We start from the raw sequence: 21,105 nt of genomic DNA, 5'->3' as shown, positions 1-21,105 counted from the left end.
CATACCTTTTAACAAACTATGTCACCAAATGTAATTTTCATATTGGGAGCGTATACAAAAGAAGAATACACATGAAATATGTTAAAAAATCGTAGTTCAGCTTCATATTGAGCTAGCGCATTATCATATGTTAATCCTCTGGCTATTAAACGTTCTACAAATTGTTGCTTATCGCCCGGATCACCTGCAATTCCCTCTTCTTTTAATGATTGATACAAATCGTTTTTATCATTGTGATGCATATTTGAATCTAAAAAGTTCACTTTATCGCTTACTCTACATTCAATATTTTTCACACCTAATTCACTTAAATATATCGGTATTTTCATGCCTATATTGCCATCTTTACCATTTCTTTGCGTATCACTTTCAAATAATTTCTGCAAAACACCTAGCTGAATAAATTCCGATTGTTTCTCCCCATCTAGTAAATAAGAAGCCATATTAGAAATCCAATGTGGTTCAAAACAGATTATTTTTCCACCCTTTTTAACTGAATGTATCATTTTTTCTAGCATTGTTTCTGGAGTAGTCATATGTAATAAGAAAGCATGACAGATTGCTATATCGTATTTATCGTTCAGTTCAATTTCTGTAGCATCTCCTTCAAGAAATTCTGAATCATACGGAAGTAAACGAAACAACTCTCTGGCTTCAGCTAATAATGTTTCTCCACTATCAATACCTGTATACTTTGAACCTTCTGGGAGCAATGGCATTAATACTAATCCTAAATAACCATATCCACAACCGTAATCAACGATATGTACAGGCTTAGTAATCTTCCAAACTGTATTTACTAAAAAGCTTACATAATCGTCGTTGTAATATAAATCTCTCGTGTTTTTTAAATATGTTAGTTTATTGTTCCAATCATACGTTTCCAACATCTAACGCCTCCTTTTATATACAAAACTAAAGTTCTCTATATAATAGCCGTATTCCTACACTTTTCTTAAAATTTCAAAGCAAAAAAGCTAGTGTATTTTTAATAATACACTAGCTTTTTATTTGGAAGAAAAATTTAACAAGTACAATCACAATCAAAACAATCCGTACAGTCTAAATCGTCACAATCTGCTTTTCTCTTTCTTTTGTTTCTTTTAAGATAATAATACAGTAGCCCAAACAATAGTATACAAATAACAAAAGCTATTATTGCTTCTGTATACTTATTTTGAATCATAAAACCAATTCCACTTCCGCCTGAAATAAAAATTAGAATTAAGTAAATCCAGAACATCTATGTAAATACCTCCATTACTATATATCTTAAGATAATATCCATATAACACTAGAGGAAATGAATAATCCCATACCATTACCGCTTAATACACCAGTAGTTATTCTTAGCAAATTTGAGCTACTTCTCCATTTCCACTTTTGGGTGAACCCATCGATAAGTAACGGAATTTGAGCGAAAAATGATAGTATGATTGCCAAAAGAAATGAAGGTGTCATATAAAAATAAATTGGAAACATTAAAATACCAATAAGCATGCCTGTACAACGCGCACATAAAGGTATGTACTTTTGTAGTTTAAAAAAACTCCTATCTAATCTTCTATGACAAGGAATTTGTAAAATAAAAGTTCGAATCAATATGAATCACCCTCTCTAAAAAGATTTTAATTGATTTTGCAAAAAAAATATATATCCAATAAAAAAACAAACCAGGTTTATACTAGACCCAGTTTGTCAGTTTACTACTATGTTACATTTCCTCAGGTGCCTCCACCCCAAGTAAACGTAATCCTTCTTTTAATACAACCGTCACAGCATAAACCAATGCGAGTCTGCTGTCTTTTTCTTTGCTCTCTTCTAATATACGAACATTACCGTAATATTTATTGAATGATTGTGCTACATCTAATATATATTTCGAAATAATCGATGGCTCATTTTTATTGAAAGCTGCTTCAATTATTTGCGGGAATTTATTTAGTAATTTTACGACACTCCAGCTATGATCGTCTTTTAAAGCAAATGTACATGTTTCAAATTCTACACTTTCTTTTCTTAAAATAGAACAAGCACGTGCATGTGTGTACTGTACGTAAGGTCCTGTTTCTCCTTCAAATTTCAGCATATTTTCTAATGAGAATTCGATATTATGCATACGCTCATTTTTTAAATCGTGGAAGATGACTGCACCAACACCGACTTGCTTTGCTACTTCTTCTTTCTGTTTTAAGTTTGGATTTTTCTCTTCAATATTTTGTTTTGCAAGTTCGATTGCTTCTTCGAGTACTTCTTCAAGTAAAATAACTCTTCCTTTACGTGTCGACATTTTCTTACCATCTTTTAAAATGAAGCCAAACGGTACGTGTTCCATACCATCAACCCAAGTATAGCCAAGTTTTTTTAATACGGTGAAAAATTGATTGAAATGTAAGCTTTGTTCTGGACCAACAACATATAGCGCTTTATCAAACCCATAAGTGTTTTGACGATATAAAGCTGCCGTTAAGTCACGCGTTGCATAAATCGTCGCACCATCTGACTTTCTAATTAAACATGGCGGCATACCTTCTTCTTCTAAATTAACGACTAATGCGCCTTCTGATTCTTCCAGTAAGTCGTGCTCTTCTAAAATCCCAATAAAGTCTTCCATTTTATCATTATAGAAAGCCTCGCCTTGAAAATTAGTAAATTCCACACCGAGAAGTTCATAAATACGAGAAAATTCTTTTAATGATTCGTGACGGAACCAATTCCAAAGTTCAACAGCTTCTTCATCGCCTTCTTCTAGCTTTTTAAACCAAGCACGTCCTTCTTCTTCTAATTCTTCATTCTCTTTTACTTCTGCATGAAACTGAACATATAACTTAAATAACTCACGTATTGGATCCTCTTTCACTACTTCTTCATTTCCCCATTTTCTATATGCGGTAATTAACTTTCCAAACTGTGTTCCCCAATCTCCTATATAATTAATCCCTACAACTTCATAGCCACATTTTTCAGCGATATGTTTCAGCGAATTTCCTATCATTGTAGAACGTAAATGCCCCATCGAAAAAGGTTTCGCGATATTAGGAGAGGAATAATCAATTACTACTGTTTTTTCACAGCCAAAGTGGTTTTGACCGAACTCTTCTTTCTCCGCTAAAACTGTTTTTAATACTGCATCACTTACAGTTTCACGATTGAAAAATACATTTACATAAGGACCAACGGCTTCTACTTTCGTAAAAAACGGATCATTGAATTTCTCAGCAACTTCCTTTGCGATAAGAGCTGGTGCTTTTTTATATTGCTTCGCTAATGAAAAGCATGGGAACGCTGCATCTCCAAATTCATCTTGTTTCGGTGTTTCAATTAAATCTAAAATTTGTTTTTGCGTTAATTCATTCGTGAAAATATTAGATAAACTTTCCGCAAACTGCATTTTATAATCCATGATACAACCTCCTTATTTTTTAAAACACAAAAAACTCGTCTCTAAAAAAGAGACGAGTTTTAACCCGTGGTACCACCCTTGTTGTTCGTTACGAACCACTTTCCCGTTTATAACGAGGACAGGGGGCCTCGGCTTTCTCTACTATTCGTTCAAGAAGCATCTCCGAAGTGCGCTTCATCTTTTTCTTCCGTACTAGGCTCACACCATCCCTAGCTCGCTTTCCTTCTAAAAAAGACTACTCTCTTCATCACAGACAGTATATTTAATTAATTATTGCTTATTATACATCTTTTCAAACAATTAGCAAGGGTCAATTACACCAAAGTGAAACTTAGCACTTTTTCTTTTGTATACATAAAAATTGTGTTTTTCAAATCTAGAACTACGAAAATGATCTTTTAAAACGACACGTTTTCTCGCCACTCGTTTTGCCTCCGCAATTGTTTCGTCAGTAATATCATGATACAAAGCGAAGTGTTTTAATCCTTTAATTCCATCGGATTCTATGACAGTTTCTTCAAACATCGGATCAAGGTAAACGACATCGTAACTATTGTCTTCACATTGCGCTAAAAATGAAAAATGCTCCGTTTGCTTTACTTGGATTCTTTGCATTGCTTCATCAATTTCAGAAACAGATGAAGACCATGTTTTCAAACCATTTTCCATAATATAAGCCATATACTCATTGCCTTCAAGTCCTGTTACTTTTCCGCTTTCCCCAACAACATAACTAGCTACAATACTATCTGATGCCATCCCGAGCGTACAATCTAACACTGTCATTCCTCTCTCTAATTGCGTGGCTTGTACAAACGGATCGTGTTCTCCACGCATTAACCTTTTCACACGAAACATCGCTGAGTTCGGATGAAAGAAAAACGATTCTTCCGTACCTTTTGGATAAATAGCTAATCGGTTCTTCCCTACGACAAGCACATCTTGTTCATACTGCTCATGTAGCTTATGTACCGGTATGTCATTACGTTTAACGAAAGAAGTATTTAATTCTGCTGCTACCTCGTTTGCATAATCTGTCATTTCTTTGTTCGTTCTTCCTGCTGTTGTTACGATCATTGTTTCACCTCTATATAAAGAAAAGAGGGAGATTTACTCTCCCCCTTCTTTAGCAATTCTTTTCGAAAGCTTGTTCTAAGTTCGTAATAATTTCGTCCATAGTTGCACCTTCAATTTCATGACGGTGAATAAAGTGAACAACTTCTTTTCCTTTTAATAATGCCATAGATGGTGAAGATGGAGGAATTTCTCCGAAGTATTCACGCATTTTTGCAGTAGCATCTTTATCTTGACCTGCGAATACAGTTACAAGATGATCAGGTTGTTTTTCAGCACGAACAACCGCTTGACCTGCTGATGGACGTGCTAAACCAGCTGCACAACCACAAACAGAGTTTACAACTACTAAAGTTGTACCTGATGTATTTTCCATAAATTCTGTTACAGCTTCTTCTGTAGTTAACTCTTCAAACCCAGAACGCACTAACTCTTGGCGCATTGGGATTACCATTTGGCGCATGTATTCTTCATAAGCATTTGACATCTTGTAATCTCTCCTTCAACTTTCATTCCAAATTCATCATATCACGCTCTATTAATAGGTGCAAAAGAAAGATAACGATGATTTCATTTTTTTGTAGGGATTTCACAAACCCCACCGCGGCAATGTCCCACTGGAACAAGTTTTCTATTATTAGCGATATAATCGTATACTTTACTTCCAAAACCAAGTACGATAGATAGCTTTATAAAAGGAACTGCAAACCAATAAGATGGAACGGCCTTTGCTAATACATGTATGCTATGAATACCGTCATACCACTTATTATATTTTAAAATATACAATCTTTGTTCCATCTTGCTTTGTAGTTCTTGAGAAAGTTCATACTTCTCAACTACATCTTCATTTCGAAATGAAACAAATTTCATCTTACCCTTTTTATCTAATTTTTTCGTACGTTCTGCAACGGCCGTACACATCGGACACCAACTATCATAGAAAACAATCATACATTATTCCCCTTTACGAGACTCCGTCATTTGTTTCCATACAGAACCTTTTGCTTCTTCTCCGCCTTCAATACGCTCTAATGCTAGACGTGCTTGCATGGCTACTTCAAACTCTGGATCATCTTGCGCTGCTTTTAATGCTGGAATCGCACTTTCATCTCCAAGTTCAAATAAGAACATCGCTGCACGCCAGCGTACTAATTTACTTGGATCTTTCAGAGATTTAATCATAACGAACATCGCTGCCGGATCACCTACATCTGATAAACAATCTCCTGCAGTACGGCGAACACTTACAGAGCGATCTAACAACGCTTTATATAATAACGGTAATACTTCATCACCTTTTACCATACCTAAATACGCTGTTGCTAAGCGGCGTATTGAAACTTTTTCATCATCTAACGCCATCTTCAACACTGGAATATCTTCTTCAGTAGGATCCATTTGTTCTAATGCTGCAAAACGGTTTTTCCAGTCAGAATCTTTCATCATCTCTTCTGTTACTTTATATGGCTCACGCTTTTGAATCGTTACTTCAACAGCACCTGCTTGATTTAATAATTCTTTAACCGTTTCATTTACACGTTCTTCTGAATAAGCAGCAACAATCTCTTCCACTACTTCTTTCCCAATTTCTTCAAAATTACCGTAACGTGTACTTTGTTCTACCCATTTACGCTCTTTTACAACGTTTGGTGCAGACATTTGCACTTTCATAATTGATTCTTTAAAACGATCTGGTAAACCAACACGTTCTTCCGTCGTTCCATCTGTTAACTTTACTTGCATTGGAATTGTAAAGAACATTTGAACAAACACCTTCACTTCTCCAAAATGAGCAAGTTGTTGTTCTTCACTTTCTTCCACTACTTCTTCGCCAAAAACAGCACGAACTTGTTGTAATAAAACTTTCCAGTCATACTTCGCATTTCGCTCCACTGCTAAAAAGTCGGCTACATGATATACACCTTTAATGCCTTCAATTTTCAAAATTTCTTGCACTTGCATTGGTGCTTGTTCTTTATTTTCATTTGTATAATTATTACGTGCTCCTGATGGTAATACTTCATTCAAAATAACTTTCATTGTATTTGGACTTGGCGTCGGTTCAATTGCTTTAATCTTCACGTAAAAAACTCTCCTTTATTGCATGTTCTTAGCTGTATTGTAACATGTTATCACTCTATACTCCTACTCGGATGCTTAATTTTACTACTTTCTTCCCGCTACCATACTATTTCATTCTTTTTACATTTTAAATTAGGAACGGGATTTTAAAAGCTTTCGTTTCCGATGATTTTTATTTTTTATCCATTAAGTTTATTAAAATACTTTCCACAATTTTTTCCGAAGCTATTACTTAAAATCACCTTTTATTACGATGCCCCCTCCCGCCTTCTCTCCAAAAAGGTAATACTCTCAATCACAACTTCAGTTCTATATATTCTCTTTCCTTGTTCATCATCGTAATTACTAGTCTGAATACGCCCTGTAATCCCAACGAGTGATCCCTTTTTACAATATTCAGTTACATTCTCAGCCGATTTGCGCCAAACGACACAATTAATAAAATCGACTTGTTGTTCACCTAAACTATTTCGAAATCCTCTATTCACCGCAACACATATTCGTGCATAAGCGACGCCTTGTTTTGTGTAGTATAATTCTGGCTCCTTTGTCAATCTACCGATTAATACAACTCGATTCATCATAAGTTATACCACCTCACATGTTTTTCTTCATTGTAAGGAGAAATGTTTGAATGGTAAAAAGCACAAAATGATATATCCGTAAGTAAAAAGTATTATTTTAGACCTTACAAAACAAAAAAAGAAACCATACATAGTTCAAACATGTATGGTTTCAAAATTTATTACACTTCAGTACAAGATATGTAATATCCTCCGCGAGCCATCTTTATTTCAGCACGGTACATTGCATTTTCTAAGTAGAAAGTAATCGGTTTAACTTTACTCTCAAATTTTAATCTTTCATTGCATTCAGTTGCATATCCTTCAATCGCTGAAGTAATAACTTTTGATGATGGATACGTTAAAGCTTCATCTAGTTCTATGAAAAAACTTTTAGAAAATAGTTTTTTCATAATCCCCTTCTTCTCTTTCATCATATTCCATCTCCTTCACTTCAAGTTGCTATCATCCATATTATACCATACATTCAATATATCTTTGAAAATAAAAAAATCCTGCATTTTTCATGCAGGATTTTTTTATTAGTCATTTTTCGTAAAGTACGAAACGAAACGAAGAATTTCTAAGTATAACCATACTAATGTAAGCATTAATCCCATCGCAGTATACCACTCCATATATTTCGGAGCTTGACTACGTACACCATTTTCGATTAAATCGAAATCTAGTAATAAGTTTAATGCAGCAACTACAATAACAACTGCACTAATAATAATACCGATTGTACCACCTTGGTGAATGTATGGAACAGTTACACCAAACATATTTAGTAGAAATACGACTAAATACATAACCATAATTCCAAGTGTTGCTGCCATCACGCCTGTACGGAATTTATCCGTTACTTTTACTACGCGTGTTGCATATAACACTAACATTGCAAATAGAATTGAGATTGTTAGTAATACAGCATTTAAAACGATAGAATCGCCAAATTTCATTGTATAAACTGCTGAAATACTTCCTAACACAACCCCTTCTACCGCTGCATAGATTGGTGCACCAAAAGGTGAAATACGCGGGAAGAACATAGACGCAAATGCGATGATTGCCGCAACGATTAAAGCACCAATTAATACTGGCATCTTCATCGTCCCCTGCATCATCTGTATGTATGAATAGACAGACGTTGCAAGTAGCAAGATAAGCATAATGAACGTTTTGCCTACTGTTCCGCCAATCGTCATCGCAGAAGCACTTGCTCCCTCTTTACGGAATGCCTCTTTTTTCAACATTGGATTAGATGTTCTCATTTTTTCCCTCCTAAAATAGGTTCTACCAATAGTGTAAAGTTTTTCTCTTTACTTTTCAATATATGCAGCTTGTTTTTATTTTAATCCTTCAACGATGTCTGATAGTTCACTCCATCTTTCCATCTTTTTTTCTAGCTCTTCTTCTGTTTTCTGCTGTGCTTCAGATAATTCTTGTGCCTTTGTGAAGTCAGATCCAACTTTCGCAAGTTCTTCTCCAATTGACTCAATTTTCTCTTCAAGTTCGGCAATTGTATCTTCAATCGTTTCCCATTCACGCTGTTCATTGTATGAAAGTTTACGTTTACGTTGTTGTTTTGGAGCTTCTTCTACAACTTTTTTCTCTTTTTGAACTTCCGCTTTCTCCATAAGTTCTCTCGTTTTTTCCATTTCTAAATAATCTGTATAACTACCTAGAAACTCACGCACTTCGCCTCCGCCAGTAAAGATGAACAGTTCATCTACTACTTTATCTAAGAAGTAACGGTCATGCGATACAGTTAAAACGACACCTGGGAAATCTTCTAAATAATCTTCTAGTACTGTTAATGTTTGTGTATCTAGATCGTTCGTAGGTTCATCAAGTAAAAGTACGTTTGGTTCTCCCATTAAAATACGTAATAAATATAAACGTCTTCTTTCACCACCAGATAGTTTACCAAGTGGTGTACCATGTGAATGCGTCGGGAATAAGAAACGTTCTAACATTTGAGATGCACCAATTACTTTTCCATCTGTCGTATGAATAACTTCTGCAATCTCTTTAATGTATTCAATCATACGCTGATTTAAATTCATCTCTTCATTTTCTTGCGTATAATAAGCAACTTTTACAGTTTGTCCTACTTCCACTTCACCACTATCAGGAGATAACTTACCTGCAAGCATATTTAATAGGGAAGATTTCCCACTTCCATTCGCCCCAATAATTCCGATACGATCACCCGGTTTCACAATATGATTAAAATTATGTAATACCGTCTTATCGCCAAATTTTTTCGTTACATCTTTTAACTCAAGTACTTTCTTTCCTAGACGACTTCCGCTTAGTGCAATATCAACTGACTGTTTTGCAGCTGGTCCTTCTTGTGCCTTTAGCTCATCAAAACGCTGAATACGCGCCTTTTGTTTCGTAGAACGGGCTTTTGCACCACGACGAATCCAAGCAAGTTCACGACGATATAAATTTTGGCGTTTCGATTCTTGTGCCAATTCTTGCTCTTCACGAAGTGCTTTCGCTTCTAAAAATGTACTATAGTTTCCTTCGTAGCTATATAGTTTACCATTATCTAATTCAAAAATACGATTCGTCACACGATCTAAGAAATAACGATCATGGGTTACAAGTAATACCGAACCTGTATATCTCGCTAAATATTCTTCTAACCATTCAACTGTCTCATGGTCAAGATGGTTCGTAGGCTCGTCTAAAATTAATAAATCCGGTGTTTCAATAAAACATTGTGCCATTGCAATACGTTTTTTCTGTCCACCAGATAAATTCCCAACAATTGCAGTGAAGTCCGTAATTCCTAATTTCGTTAAAAGAGACTTCGCATTTGCATTTGCTTCCCATGCACTCATTGCATCCATACGTTGCTGCACTGCAAATAATTGTTCCTGTACTTTTTCATTACTTGGATCTTTTTCAATATTTAATAGTGCTTTTTCATAATCACGAAGAAGACGAATTAAAGGTGTATCACCATGGAACACTTGCTCTAATACTGTCAGTTTTTCATCAAACTCTGGTTGCTGTGATAAATAACTAATTGTATACCCACGTGAATGCGTCATATCACCTGTATCAGGAGCTTCTAATCCTGCAATAATTTTTAATAATGTCGATTTACCAGTTCCGTTTACACCAATAATTCCGACACGTTGTCCTTCTGTAATACTACATGATAATCCATCAAATAACGGCTTTTCTCCATATGATTTTGATAAGTTCTCCACAGTTAACATTTTCATATTTGTGCATTCCACTCTTTCATAAATTGTTCAATAAACTGTTCCATATAACGATGACGAATTTCAGCCTCTTGTTTTGCTGCATTCGTATTCATTAAATCTTTTAATTTCAAAAGTTTTTCATAAAAATGATTTAAAGATGGATCATTATTTTTTCTATACTCTTCTTTCGTCATTTCTTCACGCGGCGGAATAGTTGGGTCATACATTAATCTCCCTTTCGCCCCACCATATGCAAATGTACGAGCAATTCCTATTGCACCAAGAGCATCTAAACGATCCGCATCTTGAACAATTTTCCCTTCAAGTGACTCTACTGTGCCGCCATGGCCACCTTTATAAGACATATTGGCGATGATATGAAGAATATGTTTACTTTCCTCTTCTTCAACACGTAGCCCTTCTAACCAATCAGAAACTTTTTTCATTCCTGCTTCTTCACTTTCATTTAGCTTTTCATCTGCCACATCGTGAAGTAATGCTGCCATTTCAATTATAAAACGATTTCCACCTTCTTGCTCAGATAAAGAAATCGCCATTTTATGTACACGTTCAATATGATACCAATCATGCCCACTCGCATCTTTTTCTAAAATATGTTTTACAAAAGTAATTGTTTTTTGAATTTTTTCTTGTTTTGTCATTTTATCTTCACCCAGTTACTTATTGTAACACGCCCGCATTTTTTCATCACATATTTTCTTGTCCGCCCATACACTAGGTGGTAGGCATCATCATGAAGGAGGAATAAACATGTTCTATAATAATCAACCGCCTTATCCAAGGCAACCATTGTATCCTCAACAACAAGAACAGAGATACACAGAACAATACGAAGAACAAGAGTTACAACAGCAAGAGCAACAATATGACGAAAACCCATATGCAACAACGCAAAACCAAGAAACTGAATTTCAACAAAATCCATATGACACACGTCCAAATTATGAATATCCTCAAAATCCATATGCAGCACCACAAAATCAAGAACAGCGATATCCTCAAAATCCATATGTAATACCACAAAACCAAGAACAACAATATCAACAAAATCCATATGCAGCACCACAAAACCAAGAACAACAATATCAACAAAATCCATATGTAGCACCACAAAACCAAGAACAACAATATCAACAAAATCCATATGTAGCACCACAAAACCAAGAACAACAATATCAACAAAATCCATATGCAGCACCACAAAACCCATACACAACTCAACCACAACAACCGCAATATCAACAACAAATGTATCAACCAAACTACGACGCACGTGTCTCACCACCTAAACCACCAACAATAGATCCAACTCAGCCACAAATTTTACCGCCCGGACCAACACTAGACATTACACAACCACAAATCTTACCACCTGGACCAATTACTGAACCAACACAACAACAAATTCAACAAGTTGTCGGTACACAGTTTTTACCTTTCAAGAAACCTGTACTAGATTTCGTAAAACCATGGGTAGATTACGGTTTAAATGAAGCAAAACATACATCACACGAACACGCATTAACAGAAGTTGCTGCAATTATGTTTTTAGTTGGTAAAGGCTTCAATCCGACGATTGCACATTATATCGTTGAATCTTGGGAGAAGAATGAGCAGTTTTAGGGTTGTTTATTTGATAAAATATAAAAAACACAAAAGTGCCAAACCCCTTATACCACAAGGGTTTTGGCACTTTTTAATATCTAAAACAAATTTTATTGAAATAATTATTTTTATAGATTTTCATACTTTTTTATATAGTACGTGAACATATACAGTACAAAAATACACCTTTGTATACACATTTTTAGAAACATCTTACGTTTATCAAACAATAACCAAAAGACGTACCTGCAACCTCATCATATAAATAATAGATATTAAAAAGAGGACACTATAAGCGCCCTCTTCCTTAGGTTTTAAATATGTTCTCCATGATCCATAAACACTTCAATTGCTTCGTTTTGTGGTATGTCTTTTGCATTAGTAAGACCAAAAGTAAAAACAGCGGATAACATCATCATTAATAAGATTGCTTTTTTCATTTTAGCGCCCTTCTTTCTATGCTCTTTTTGTCTGCATCTAAAGCGATGTGCAAATACTTGCTTGCTTTTCTATGATTTTCTGAACCATAGAATATTTCACCTAAAAGAGAAGCATATTCTTTTACCCAATCATATAATTCTTCTTTTTCAAAATACGAAATACCTTCTATAACCACATTTTCTAATTCTTCTTGCGGTACATAGTTATGTACTGCTTTTAAAATTCGGAAATGATGACGATAACATAAGTCGCTAATCTTATAGCCATTCTCAATATATTCATTAGCGATATGACTATAACCTAACTTAAAATGTTCTCTTGCTAAAAGAAACATAGTTTTAGCGTTATTTTCTAATGAATCCTCTAAGTGTTTAATTGCTAACTCTGGCATGTTTTGACTTGCGTATAAAAGTCCTAAATTATGCTTAACTCGTTTAATAAGAAGTTCATCATTAGATTTTTGGAAGGTACCTAGTGCTGAAAGTAAATATTCCTCTGCACTTTCGAATTCATTTAGTCGAATGTGTGCCATTCCTAAAGTATTTAAGCATGCTGCAGTTTTTAATTCATACCCTGGACTAATTGAAAATACTTCATTCGCCTTTGTAGCAAATTGAACTGCTAGGATCGGTTTTAATACGTGATAGTAATGGACTGCAAGCCAATAATTAAATTCAGCTTTTTCAATTTCATCATGCATGTACTCTAAAAACGTTTCAGCTTTTTCAAATTGCATTCTTGCTTCACTATGGTTTGCTTTATTAATAGCGTAAATTGCTTTAAATAAATGATGATAGTACTCTAAAAATGTCTCTGTAGACTCTGGTAAAGGCTCGATTTTGTCCAGAATATCTTTTGTACTATCCATATCCCGAATTAGCAGTTTATACCGTGCATTCAATAAAGCGTAGTAGACTAATATTGTTTGGTCTTCCTTAATATTATTGATTTTATTTGCAATATCTTCTTTTATTTTCTGAGACTGTAATACACGTTGTGAAATCATAGCTTGATACCAGTCGTTTAATAATTTTGTGATTTCTTCTTTAGAAATAATGTCAACACTCATCTACTTCTACCCCCTTTTGTTAAATGTTATCATGACATGCTTGTTTGCATAAATAAGTTTTTGAATATTCTAACTTGAAAAAATTATTTTTGAATATTCATGTTAACAAAATGGTCCCATTTCAAACCAAAAAAGAACACACGTTTGTTTGTAGTGGCGTTAAAAAAACAAACGTGAGGTATTACATCATGGAATATAACGGCTTTCCTGTAGTACGTGGAAGAGGTATGGTGAAATGGAATCCGTTTGCTTCAATACCGGAGCAATACGAGGAAATACATAGAATGTTTGAGGAACAATATAAAGTACCTAAACCTTTTTTAACACAAGATACTATGGAACGAATAGAAAGAGCGTTAATGCAATCTTTTCACGAGGAAGAAGAAATACATATCTCATACTATCGTGATGGAATGGTGCAAGACATGTACATAAATGTATTACATATTGAACCGATGACGAAAACTATATATTGTACAGATGCTTTTGGTTTGAATACTAAGTTTAAGTTTGATGAATTGGTGAATATAAATTAAAAGAAGCCGCCCGACAGGACTGAAGTGCACCCCAATTGTTAGACACAGCCTAACAATTGGGGTGCACTTCACATATATAGGTGGCTTTTGTACGACAAAAAAAGAGCTCTGCTATACAGCAGAGCAAAAGAAAAATATATAACCCTATAAAAATAATACAAATTATTGATACTTTCAAATGACGAAATTTAAATTTCCATCACAATAATACCTATGTTTAAGTATGAAACATTCTACCTTCCGTATAGCTATGAATATTCTTATTTTAGAATTCCATAGTATCCAAATAGCTCTTTGAGAAATACCTCAATACCGAACTTCTTCAAAGAATCTTTTCTTTATTCAAAGAGAAGTTCTAAAACTTTTTTCTTATCTTTGTCTCTTCTATAATGAATCAACCTATGACAGTTCGGACATATACTAACTATATTTCCAACAACATCTAAACTATTTTCAAAATCATGTTGCATTCTTAACGGTATTAGATGATGGGCCTCCATATAATTTTTTCGGCTGGCTTCCGATACAAATGTTTCATGTGTGTCATCTATTTCACATTTAAATTCTGCCTGTTTAATAGCTTGTTTAGCTTTTTTCGGATCACGAGGCCATACTTCCCTACCAGATTCCATTTTAGTTTTTTTCGATTTTCCGATTTCTCTTCTTCTGCAATCTTTACTTTACTAAAATCCGAATCAATATTAGTAAATCCTTGTGGTGTATGGTTCAATTTGTAGCCAAAGAAAGCTGCGAATTCGATTGCTTTAATGTTTACAGGTTTTAGGTCCTTAATAAAATAGATGTATTCCCAAGTTTCATCATTATCGTTTGTTTTCTAAATTTTTCTAGCCACATCTGGGTTATGAGTCTTAGCAAAAATTGTCCCGAAAAACTTAAATTCCCCTTTAGAATACGCTAAAATCCCGTCACCCTCTTTTAACTTTTCCCATCTATCAACATTTGAAGAACCAGGAGTTGCTCCCCACATACATACATTCTCATGTAATTCATTATCTTTAAGTTTAGTTACTGTATCGGCATCTAAATCTGCTAAACATGTAGAAATAGGATATGTTTTTTCAATAGTAGCTTCCAAATTTTTTATAGCACTATCTTTACTTGCAGTAAAAAGATATAACATATTTAATTCCACCTTTTTTAAATTTCATTATATTTCTTTTTAGAGTCTCGAGATTTCTCTACTGGATATTTTTTATTATTTTTTCTATTTTGTTTATAATAATCTCTTCTAAGTCAATATCCAATTGATCTGCCAACTCATCTTTCATGTCTTCTTTTTTTGTTTCTACAGCTTCCTCACTGCTTTTCCACTGAAAATTCTCCAACAACTCACTCGCCTCTAAAGAAAGAGAAATAGCTAAATCTTTAGGATTGTGGAACTGCTTCCAGTTCCTATCATCCCGAAATTTTAGGACTTTCTCTAAAATAGTTTGATTCATTTTTTGAATCCCCCAGTTGCTTTTCATTGGTAAACTCTTCTATTTATCAGGTAAACTATCATAAAAACGTTCAATGGCCGCTACTAAAACTAAAACTAAAACTAAATCTTCTAAATGAGCAGTTTTAGGGTTGTTTATTTTTAAAAACATCAAAAATGCCAAATCCCTTATATCATAAAGGATTTGGCATTTTTAAGTATCTAGAACACTCGCTAAGTTTAAGGAGAACTTAACAGACATGTGTCCGGCATAATGTCATGTCCACACCCAAGGATCGGTTACATAAAATAACGTATCTAACATGGGAAGTCTATTGGTCTTTTCCCCTTATAGTAACACTCTCTTCTACTAAGACCTTTTCTTTCTAGGACCTACAATTAATTTAATCGCTGTTCTTTCTTCATTATTGATAGAAATCTCTTGAAATGCTGGTACGAAGGCTAAGTCAATACCACTTGGAGCGACGAACCCTCTTGCAATCGCAATTGCTTTAATCGCTTGATTTATAGCTCCAGCCCCAATCGCTTGAATTTCCACATTACCACTTGTTCTTAGTACACCCGCTATTGCACCCGCGACTGAATTTGGGCTTGATTTTGAAGATACCTTTAATATATTTTCCATGTAAGTTGCTCCCTCTATTATTTAATCTCTCTTTCGTTACAATTTTAAATATTTTAGCGTATCTTTAATTACTATTCACACCAAAAACAAACGATGCTTCATATGTACATTATTCTATATTTTCTGACTTCTTCCTGCTCAGCTACGCAAATAAAAAAATAAACTGAATAACCTAATATACATACAGTTAAATGCCATAACTTCACCAAATGATAACATCCATACAGCGAAAGATAATATTGCTGTTTGTCAGATGAAATTAATATAGTAAAGTGAAACTTTAATGAGTGGGGGTTTTGTTCATCCCCACCTAACTTCTTTGCTTTCGCTGAATTTTGAGATGGGAGTCTTACTGCTCGGAAAATAGCGGGATAAACGTTTCCTCGTTACTTCAATCTATTTAGAAATTCCATTTATTTTTCTATCAAATTATGAACCTTATCATCTTCAAAAGGTGTTACAGGTAATACCCAAATACTACATTTCATCATTTGACCACTTTATATTCCACATCTATCTCCTTTTATAGTACAAGCATACACGCCAATTGTGATTCACCTTCATAAACTACTATGTGGTTTAAATTTATTAAGAATAGGAGGTAATATATTGGGTTCATACTATCATTCTTCAAACTCGTATAAAAAATGTTCATGTGACCATTCACATAAACGCAGCTGTCCTGCATACGGAACTTTTTGGCAAACTGAATTTATAACTGTTCCTTTTGGCGATCCTTTTCCATTTAATCACGTTGGACCTTTAGCAGGAGGCGTTTCCTTACTAAATCCTACTACTATACACTTTAGACAATTTGGTGATTATAGAGTTTCGTTCATTTCCAGTATTAATACTACTTTAAATCCTGTATTTCCACATATCCCAGTCATAACTATATTTTTAAATAACAATCCACTTGCTAATAGTCAAGGTGACTTCGCTATTCAAATGAATACTTCATCAAATAACGAATGTCTTCAACTCGTTGGCGAAACGATTGTTACAGTGCCTGCTAATTCAACTCTTCAACTTAGAAATAATAGTGGTTTTAATCGTCAAAGTATTGTAACTTGTGACAATGGTATAAATTCAGTTGAATTAACAGTTACAAAACTAAGTTAATATTATTTCTTTACATTCAGATGCTATTTCAGCACCTTTTTTTATTGAATAACAGTTTTCTTCGACTTTTATTATCTTTCATCACGCAAAAAAAGTGCAGAATTCTTTCTAACACAAGATTTCTGCACTTTTTTATTATACTTATTTATTCTTCCTTATTTCTCTACATAAACCGACTTAACAATCGTACGATTATATGATTTTCCTTCTTTATTCATCCCTTTTATATCCATCGTAACGTTATATACTCCCGGTTGTTTTATATCTTTCAAAGCACCTGTAAATGTATTCGTATTAACATTTTGTAATTCATTAAATTCAGAGACTAACTTACCTTCTTTATTAACGACTCTTACTGTTATGGAAAGATCCCCTTTCATTTCAGGTGCTACAGGTGATTTTTTCAGTTTATACTCAGGTTTATTTACTTTAACTTTTGTAGGCATTTGAAGAACAAATGGCGCGCCATCCTTGTAATCGCTTATAACTAAATATGCATCTTTCGACTGCTTCGCCATCATTTTGATTTTCCATTCGCCTACTTCCAATTTATCAAACTTAAATGTTCTAATTGTCGCCCCATTAAAAAAAGATTCGCCTTCACTAGTAGTTATAGCGCTATCTTTATTTGCATAGATTTTTCCTTTTGGAGATACCATTTGTACTTCAACATCAGAAGAAGCAGTTAGTACAGAAACTATTCCTTCAGCCTTTTTATCAACAGAAATACTTTGCTCTATCCACTGATTTTGTGGTAATTCGCCTCCTAAAATATTTTGATTTGAAGTTGTATTTAATTGTTCTAGATTTTCATTTGAACTAGTGCTGGATGCTACTAAAGCTGGTAATCCCACATTTGTCGTACGTAAATATGGTTCAATTCGTGCAAAAACAGCTGATCCTTTTCTTATATTGTCATGATCAAATCTGGAATCTGTAAATAAATGTGTACCGTACGATAGCTTGGCACTCCATTCATTTACTAGTCCATCATTTGAACCGTACGATGATAAATATAACCCACCCATAGATAATGCAGAAAATGTTGGCCCCCAGCTAGTTCCAGTAGCCGTATAGTAACGGTTTAATTTAGCTGCTGGGTTGTTATCTATTATTGAACGAAACTTTGCCATTTCACCTATTTGTAACGAGTACGTACCATCATCTTTTTGACCTAATATAGAAGCAAGCCACCCTGCCCACCAACTATATGACAAATCTGCTAAATTTGAGCCGTGATGCGGTGTAGCAAGTGTAATAACATTTCCAACAAATCGATTCGCACCATATTCAACTAATGCAGCTTGTGTATCAATTCCACCTTTACTATGCGCTACAATATTAACTTTCTTACCGAAATGATTATATATTTCTTCCAGTTTTTGTGCCAACAATTTTCCGTTATCCCACTGACTAGCCGAACCTTTCCCCGCTGCATCATACAATTGTATAAACACTGTTTGATAGCCTGCTTTTAAAGCATAATCATACATATCATTTATATCATGATATACTGTCTTTCCATACCAACTATCAGCATTACCATTTCTTCCTTGTACAAAGAGAATTGGCGGTTTATTCTCATCATAATTAGCAGGTTTTTGGCCTAAAAACCATTCTCCAGGTGTGAATACTTCTGTATCAGGAAACCCCTTTCCAAGCTCTTTTACAACTTCTGCCTGTACATTTGTGCTAATCGTTGGAGCCATGATAAAAAATACAATTAGTAAGGCCACGCATCTTCTCATCAGTCGCATATTACTCCCCCTATTTTTTTGAAAGAAGGTTTTCTTTATAATATTTTATATTTTCCCTTCCTTAATAATAGCTAATCTTTTATTTTAAAAAGATGTTAGCCCTATTTTTAGAAGGTTACTAGTTGTATACCCTCTTCCTTAACTCTCGTTATTCTCTTTGTTTCTACCTCTTCCTTTTGATAGAATACGACAAAAAAGTTTCTCAATAATTGTTAACTTAGCTACATCCAGATATTTTTTAAATCAATATTGTTTATATAAAGCATACAAATCTTGAAAAAATTTTAGTGAAAAAACATTTTATTACTAGTTAGTTATTTAAAAATATAATAAAGATATGTACTTTCTTTTCATTAAATACAAACTAATTTTAAAGGAGCTTATATTATAAGACTTTCCTACGATTAAAAATTAAACTGAAATTTCAGAATAGAAAATCACATTTCCAGAAACATATATTATGATAATTTCCGCGCACTTGAATTAACTTTTTAGAAGTACTAACCTATCGGTGAGCAGAAGAAAATTCTGTAAAAAGAAAGGAGAATACTTTATGATGACCAATTTACAAAAGGAGTTTTTTAAACGCTTAAAAATTCCTGCAAAAGAAATAACATTTGATGATTTAGATGAAATTCTCTTAAAAACGGGAATGATTCTCCCCTATGAAAATCTTGATATTATGGCTGGTACTATTAAAAATATCTCAAAAGATAACTTAATAGAAAAGTTACTTATTCAAAAACGAGGTGGACTTTGTTATGAATTAAACTCCTTATTGTATTATTTTTTAATTGATTGTGGGTTTCAAGTATACAAAGTAGCCGGTACTGTTTATGATCTGTACGATAATAAATGGAAACCCGATGATGGTCATGTCATTATCATATTAAGTCATGAGGATAAAGATTATGTTGTGGATGCAGGTTTTGCATCTCATCTCCCTTTACATCCAGTCCCTTTTAACGGAGAAGTCATCTCCTCTCAAACAGGAGAATATCGAATTCGTAAGCGAAATACTCGAAAAGGTACGCATATTTTAGAAATGAGAAAAGGAGCTAACGGGGAATCTACAAGTTTCTTACAATCTGAACCTTCAAACGAATGGAAAATAGGCTATGCTTTCACTATAGATCCAATAGATGAGAAAAAAGTGAATAACATTCAAAAAGTGATTGTAGAGCATAAAGAATCTCCTTTTAATAAAGGGGCTATCACTTGTAAATTAACTACTTATGGTCACATATCATTAACAAATAAAAATTATACAGAAACCTTTAAAGGCACTAAAAATAAACGACCAATAGAATCTAAAGATTATGCTCGCATTCTTCGTGAATCTTTTGGAATAACGCAAGAGAAATATGTAGGAAAAACACTAGAAAGAGGTTAGTTGACTACAAGTACTTCATAATAAAGCAGATTCTATATTTAGAATCTGCTTTATTTTATACTTTGTTATAAATTAATTTAATTTTGTTGTTACCCTTTAATTTTCAATTATATATTCATCATCATATTTATCGTATTGTAACCCTTTCCCTATCTTTGATTCTGTAACTTGATCTCTTAAAAACGGTGCAGCATCCATTTTGCTAGTTGCAATTTCAATTCCATATTTTTTCGTTAAATAAGCTAACTCTAGTAAAAACCACTCTCTTCGCAATGTAACTGGAATATCAAATGTTTTTCTTTTCATATATAATAGCACCTCTTTTATTTTCATAACTTAAAAACATCACTGGATGCACTTATTAAAACTACCTTTCACCGCTAACATCCAATGAAACATTATAGTATATGCATGTCCATTTCAAACGTGCTATCACAAATATGATATTCAAGTTTACATAATTATATTATGTAATAGTAGAAAAGGAAGGCATGTCCCTTCCCCTTCTACTATAGAGATTTAAATTAAGAACATCTTGGTACACCTAAAGCTAAAAATAAACCTGCTACTCCCGCAGTAATCGGTACTTTTAACGTAATAACATCGTCTACCTTCGTTACTAAAAAGTAAGCATTACCTTCTTGTAATATACAAGTTACCAACAATTGAAATTCCATTCAAATCTCCTCCTTTCAATCGATATACTATAATTTATGAAATCTCTT

General features: G+C 33.9%; 26 protein-coding genes and 1 other annotated feature. Of the genes, 4 read left to right on the top strand and 22 right to left on the bottom strand.

The genetic code is table 11. From position 1 onward, the window contains the following. Positions 1 to 8 precede the first annotated feature (8 nt). The 13 genes from ACUL40_RS02850 to ACUL40_RS02790 all read right to left on the bottom strand — a co-directional run bounded on the left by ACUL40_RS02850 (position 9) and on the right by ACUL40_RS02790 (position 11,014). Complete coding sequence (locus ACUL40_RS02850) at positions 9 to 887, bottom strand: class I SAM-dependent methyltransferase (RefSeq protein ID WP_025709739.1); 879 nt, start codon at positions 885 to 887, stop codon at positions 9 to 11. 137 nt (positions 888 to 1,024) lie between these two features. Beyond that, the gene (locus tag ACUL40_RS02845) at positions 1,025 to 1,243 is read right to left on the bottom strand and encodes a hypothetical protein (RefSeq protein ID WP_000498601.1); all 219 of its coding nucleotides are present in this window, start codon (positions 1,241 to 1,243) and stop codon (positions 1,025 to 1,027) included. Between the two features lie 29 nt (positions 1,244 to 1,272). Then, positions 1,273 to 1,602, bottom strand: a complete 330-nt coding sequence (locus ACUL40_RS02840) for a DUF2085 domain-containing protein (protein ID WP_000621475.1) — start codon at positions 1,600 to 1,602, stop codon at positions 1,273 to 1,275. A gap of 112 nt (positions 1,603 to 1,714) precedes the next feature. Next, a complete protein-coding gene (gene argS / locus ACUL40_RS02835) occupies positions 1,715 to 3,403 on the bottom strand; it encodes an arginine--tRNA ligase (protein ID WP_000384912.1) in 1,689 nt (562 codons plus the stop codon). 45 nt (positions 3,404 to 3,448) lie between these two features. Continuing rightward, positions 3,449 to 3,663 (bottom strand) — a binding site (T-box leader). Positions 3,664 to 3,703: 40 nt separating this feature from the next. Beyond that, complete coding sequence (locus ACUL40_RS02830) at positions 3,704 to 4,480, bottom strand: class I SAM-dependent methyltransferase (RefSeq protein WP_139019864.1); 777 nt, start codon at positions 4,478 to 4,480, stop codon at positions 3,704 to 3,706. A 49-nt stretch (positions 4,481 to 4,529) separates the two neighbouring features. Next, the gene (locus ACUL40_RS02825; protein WP_000063706.1) at positions 4,530 to 4,964 is read right to left on the bottom strand and encodes a BrxA/BrxB family bacilliredoxin; all 435 of its coding nucleotides are present in this window, start codon (positions 4,962 to 4,964) and stop codon (positions 4,530 to 4,532) included. Positions 4,965 to 5,047: 83 nt separating this feature from the next. After that, on the bottom strand, positions 5,048 to 5,431 hold the full coding sequence (locus ACUL40_RS02820; RefSeq protein ID WP_000634888.1) for a thiol-disulfide oxidoreductase DCC family protein: 384 nt from the start codon (positions 5,429 to 5,431) through the stop codon (positions 5,048 to 5,050). Positions 5,432 to 5,434: 3 nt separating this feature from the next. Beyond that, positions 5,435 to 6,562, bottom strand: a complete 1,128-nt coding sequence (locus tag ACUL40_RS02815) for a conserved virulence factor C family protein (RefSeq protein ID WP_000692580.1) — start codon at positions 6,560 to 6,562, stop codon at positions 5,435 to 5,437. A 248-nt stretch (positions 6,563 to 6,810) separates the two neighbouring features. Continuing rightward, a complete protein-coding gene (locus ACUL40_RS02810; protein ID WP_000982018.1) occupies positions 6,811 to 7,146 on the bottom strand; it encodes a single-stranded DNA-binding protein in 336 nt (111 codons plus the stop codon). 161 nt (positions 7,147 to 7,307) lie between these two features. After that, complete coding sequence (locus ACUL40_RS02805) at positions 7,308 to 7,562, bottom strand: DUF4318 domain-containing protein (protein WP_000975138.1); 255 nt, start codon at positions 7,560 to 7,562, stop codon at positions 7,308 to 7,310. A 105-nt stretch (positions 7,563 to 7,667) separates the two neighbouring features. Beyond that, complete coding sequence (locus ACUL40_RS02800) at positions 7,668 to 8,399, bottom strand: Bax inhibitor-1/YccA family protein (protein ID WP_001260655.1); 732 nt, start codon at positions 8,397 to 8,399, stop codon at positions 7,668 to 7,670. 75 nt (positions 8,400 to 8,474) lie between these two features. After that, entirely contained in the window at positions 8,475 to 10,370 is a 1,896-nt protein-coding gene (locus ACUL40_RS02795; protein WP_000783160.1) for an ABC-F family ATP-binding cassette domain-containing protein, read from the bottom strand. Continuing rightward, positions 10,367 to 11,014 carry an HD domain-containing protein gene (locus ACUL40_RS02790; protein ID WP_065382442.1) on the bottom strand — a complete coding sequence of 216 codons (648 nt, stop codon included), beginning with the start codon at positions 11,012 to 11,014 and terminating at the stop codon, positions 10,367 to 10,369. Before ACUL40_RS02790 ends, ACUL40_RS02795 begins: the two co-directional genes overlap by 4 nt. 109 nt (positions 11,015 to 11,123) lie before the next feature. On the opposite strand from ACUL40_RS02790, the gene ACUL40_RS02785 reads away from it, so the two are divergent. Beyond that, the gene (locus tag ACUL40_RS02785) at positions 11,124 to 11,996 is read left to right on the top strand and encodes a hypothetical protein (protein WP_016124517.1); all 873 of its coding nucleotides are present in this window, start codon (positions 11,124 to 11,126) and stop codon (positions 11,994 to 11,996) included. A 296-nt stretch (positions 11,997 to 12,292) separates the two neighbouring features. On the opposite strand, the gene ACUL40_RS02780 is transcribed toward ACUL40_RS02785, so the two are convergent. Beyond that, positions 12,293 to 12,418, bottom strand: coding sequence for an aspartate phosphatase (locus ACUL40_RS02780; RefSeq protein WP_000709201.1), 126 nt, complete (start codon positions 12,416 to 12,418; stop codon positions 12,293 to 12,295). Next, positions 12,415 to 13,488, bottom strand: coding sequence for a response regulator aspartate phosphatase (locus tag ACUL40_RS02775; protein ID WP_000109855.1), 1,074 nt, complete (start codon positions 13,486 to 13,488; stop codon positions 12,415 to 12,417). Before ACUL40_RS02775 ends, ACUL40_RS02780 begins: the two co-directional genes overlap by 4 nt. Positions 13,489 to 13,676: 188 nt before the next feature. On the opposite strand from ACUL40_RS02775, the gene ACUL40_RS02770 reads away from it, so the two are divergent. Then, on the top strand, positions 13,677 to 14,024 hold the full coding sequence (locus ACUL40_RS02770; RefSeq protein WP_000456182.1) for a YolD-like family protein: 348 nt from the start codon (positions 13,677 to 13,679) through the stop codon (positions 14,022 to 14,024). A gap of 338 nt (positions 14,025 to 14,362) precedes the next feature. Here ACUL40_RS02770 and ACUL40_RS02765 read toward each other — a convergent pair whose 3' ends face one another. The 4 genes from ACUL40_RS02765 to ACUL40_RS02750 all read right to left on the bottom strand — a co-directional run bounded on the left by ACUL40_RS02765 (position 14,363) and on the right by ACUL40_RS02750 (position 16,108). After that, the gene (locus tag ACUL40_RS02765) at positions 14,363 to 14,656 is read right to left on the bottom strand and encodes an HNH endonuclease (RefSeq protein ID WP_065382617.1); all 294 of its coding nucleotides are present in this window, start codon (positions 14,654 to 14,656) and stop codon (positions 14,363 to 14,365) included. 203 nt (positions 14,657 to 14,859) lie between these two features. Beyond that, a complete protein-coding gene (locus ACUL40_RS02760) occupies positions 14,860 to 15,165 on the bottom strand; it encodes a hypothetical protein (protein WP_000966109.1) in 306 nt (101 codons plus the stop codon). 58 nt (positions 15,166 to 15,223) lie between these two features. Then, a complete protein-coding gene (locus tag ACUL40_RS02755) occupies positions 15,224 to 15,511 on the bottom strand; it encodes a hypothetical protein (RefSeq protein ID WP_002025705.1) in 288 nt (95 codons plus the stop codon). 321 nt (positions 15,512 to 15,832) lie between these two features. Continuing rightward, positions 15,833 to 16,108: a stage V sporulation protein S gene (locus tag ACUL40_RS02750; protein WP_000427801.1), complete on the bottom strand. Its 276-nt coding sequence runs from the start codon at positions 16,106 to 16,108 to the stop codon at positions 15,833 to 15,835. A gap of 609 nt (positions 16,109 to 16,717) precedes the next feature. Here ACUL40_RS02750 and ACUL40_RS02745 point away from each other — a divergent pair. Beyond that, positions 16,718 to 17,230: a hypothetical protein gene (locus tag ACUL40_RS02745; RefSeq protein ID WP_000536148.1), complete on the top strand. Its 513-nt coding sequence runs from the start codon at positions 16,718 to 16,720 to the stop codon at positions 17,228 to 17,230. Between the two features lie 155 nt (positions 17,231 to 17,385). Here ACUL40_RS02745 and ACUL40_RS02740 read toward each other — a convergent pair whose 3' ends face one another. After that, a complete protein-coding gene (locus tag ACUL40_RS02740; protein ID WP_033695465.1) occupies positions 17,386 to 18,987 on the bottom strand; it encodes an esterase/lipase family protein in 1,602 nt (533 codons plus the stop codon). A 553-nt stretch (positions 18,988 to 19,540) separates the two neighbouring features. On the opposite strand from ACUL40_RS02740, the gene ACUL40_RS02735 reads away from it, so the two are divergent. After that, a complete protein-coding gene (locus tag ACUL40_RS02735; protein ID WP_445422965.1) occupies positions 19,541 to 20,380 on the top strand; it encodes an arylamine N-acetyltransferase family protein in 840 nt (279 codons plus the stop codon). 96 nt (positions 20,381 to 20,476) lie between these two features. On the opposite strand, the gene ACUL40_RS02730 is transcribed toward ACUL40_RS02735, so the two are convergent. Continuing rightward, on the bottom strand, positions 20,477 to 20,686 hold the full coding sequence (locus ACUL40_RS02730; RefSeq protein WP_000824197.1) for a hypothetical protein: 210 nt from the start codon (positions 20,684 to 20,686) through the stop codon (positions 20,477 to 20,479). 218 nt (positions 20,687 to 20,904) lie between these two features. Then, positions 20,905 to 21,057 (bottom strand): exosporium protein ExsG, encoded by a 153-nt coding sequence (gene exsG / locus ACUL40_RS02725; RefSeq protein WP_000395679.1) that lies wholly within the window; start codon positions 21,055 to 21,057, stop codon positions 20,905 to 20,907. Between the last annotated feature and the right edge of the window lie 48 nt (positions 21,058 to 21,105).

The organism is Bacillus sp. KNSH39 (genome assembly GCF_052656585.1).
Note: the sequence above shows the minus strand (reverse complement) of the source record. Positions and strands in the feature narration are given on the sequence as shown.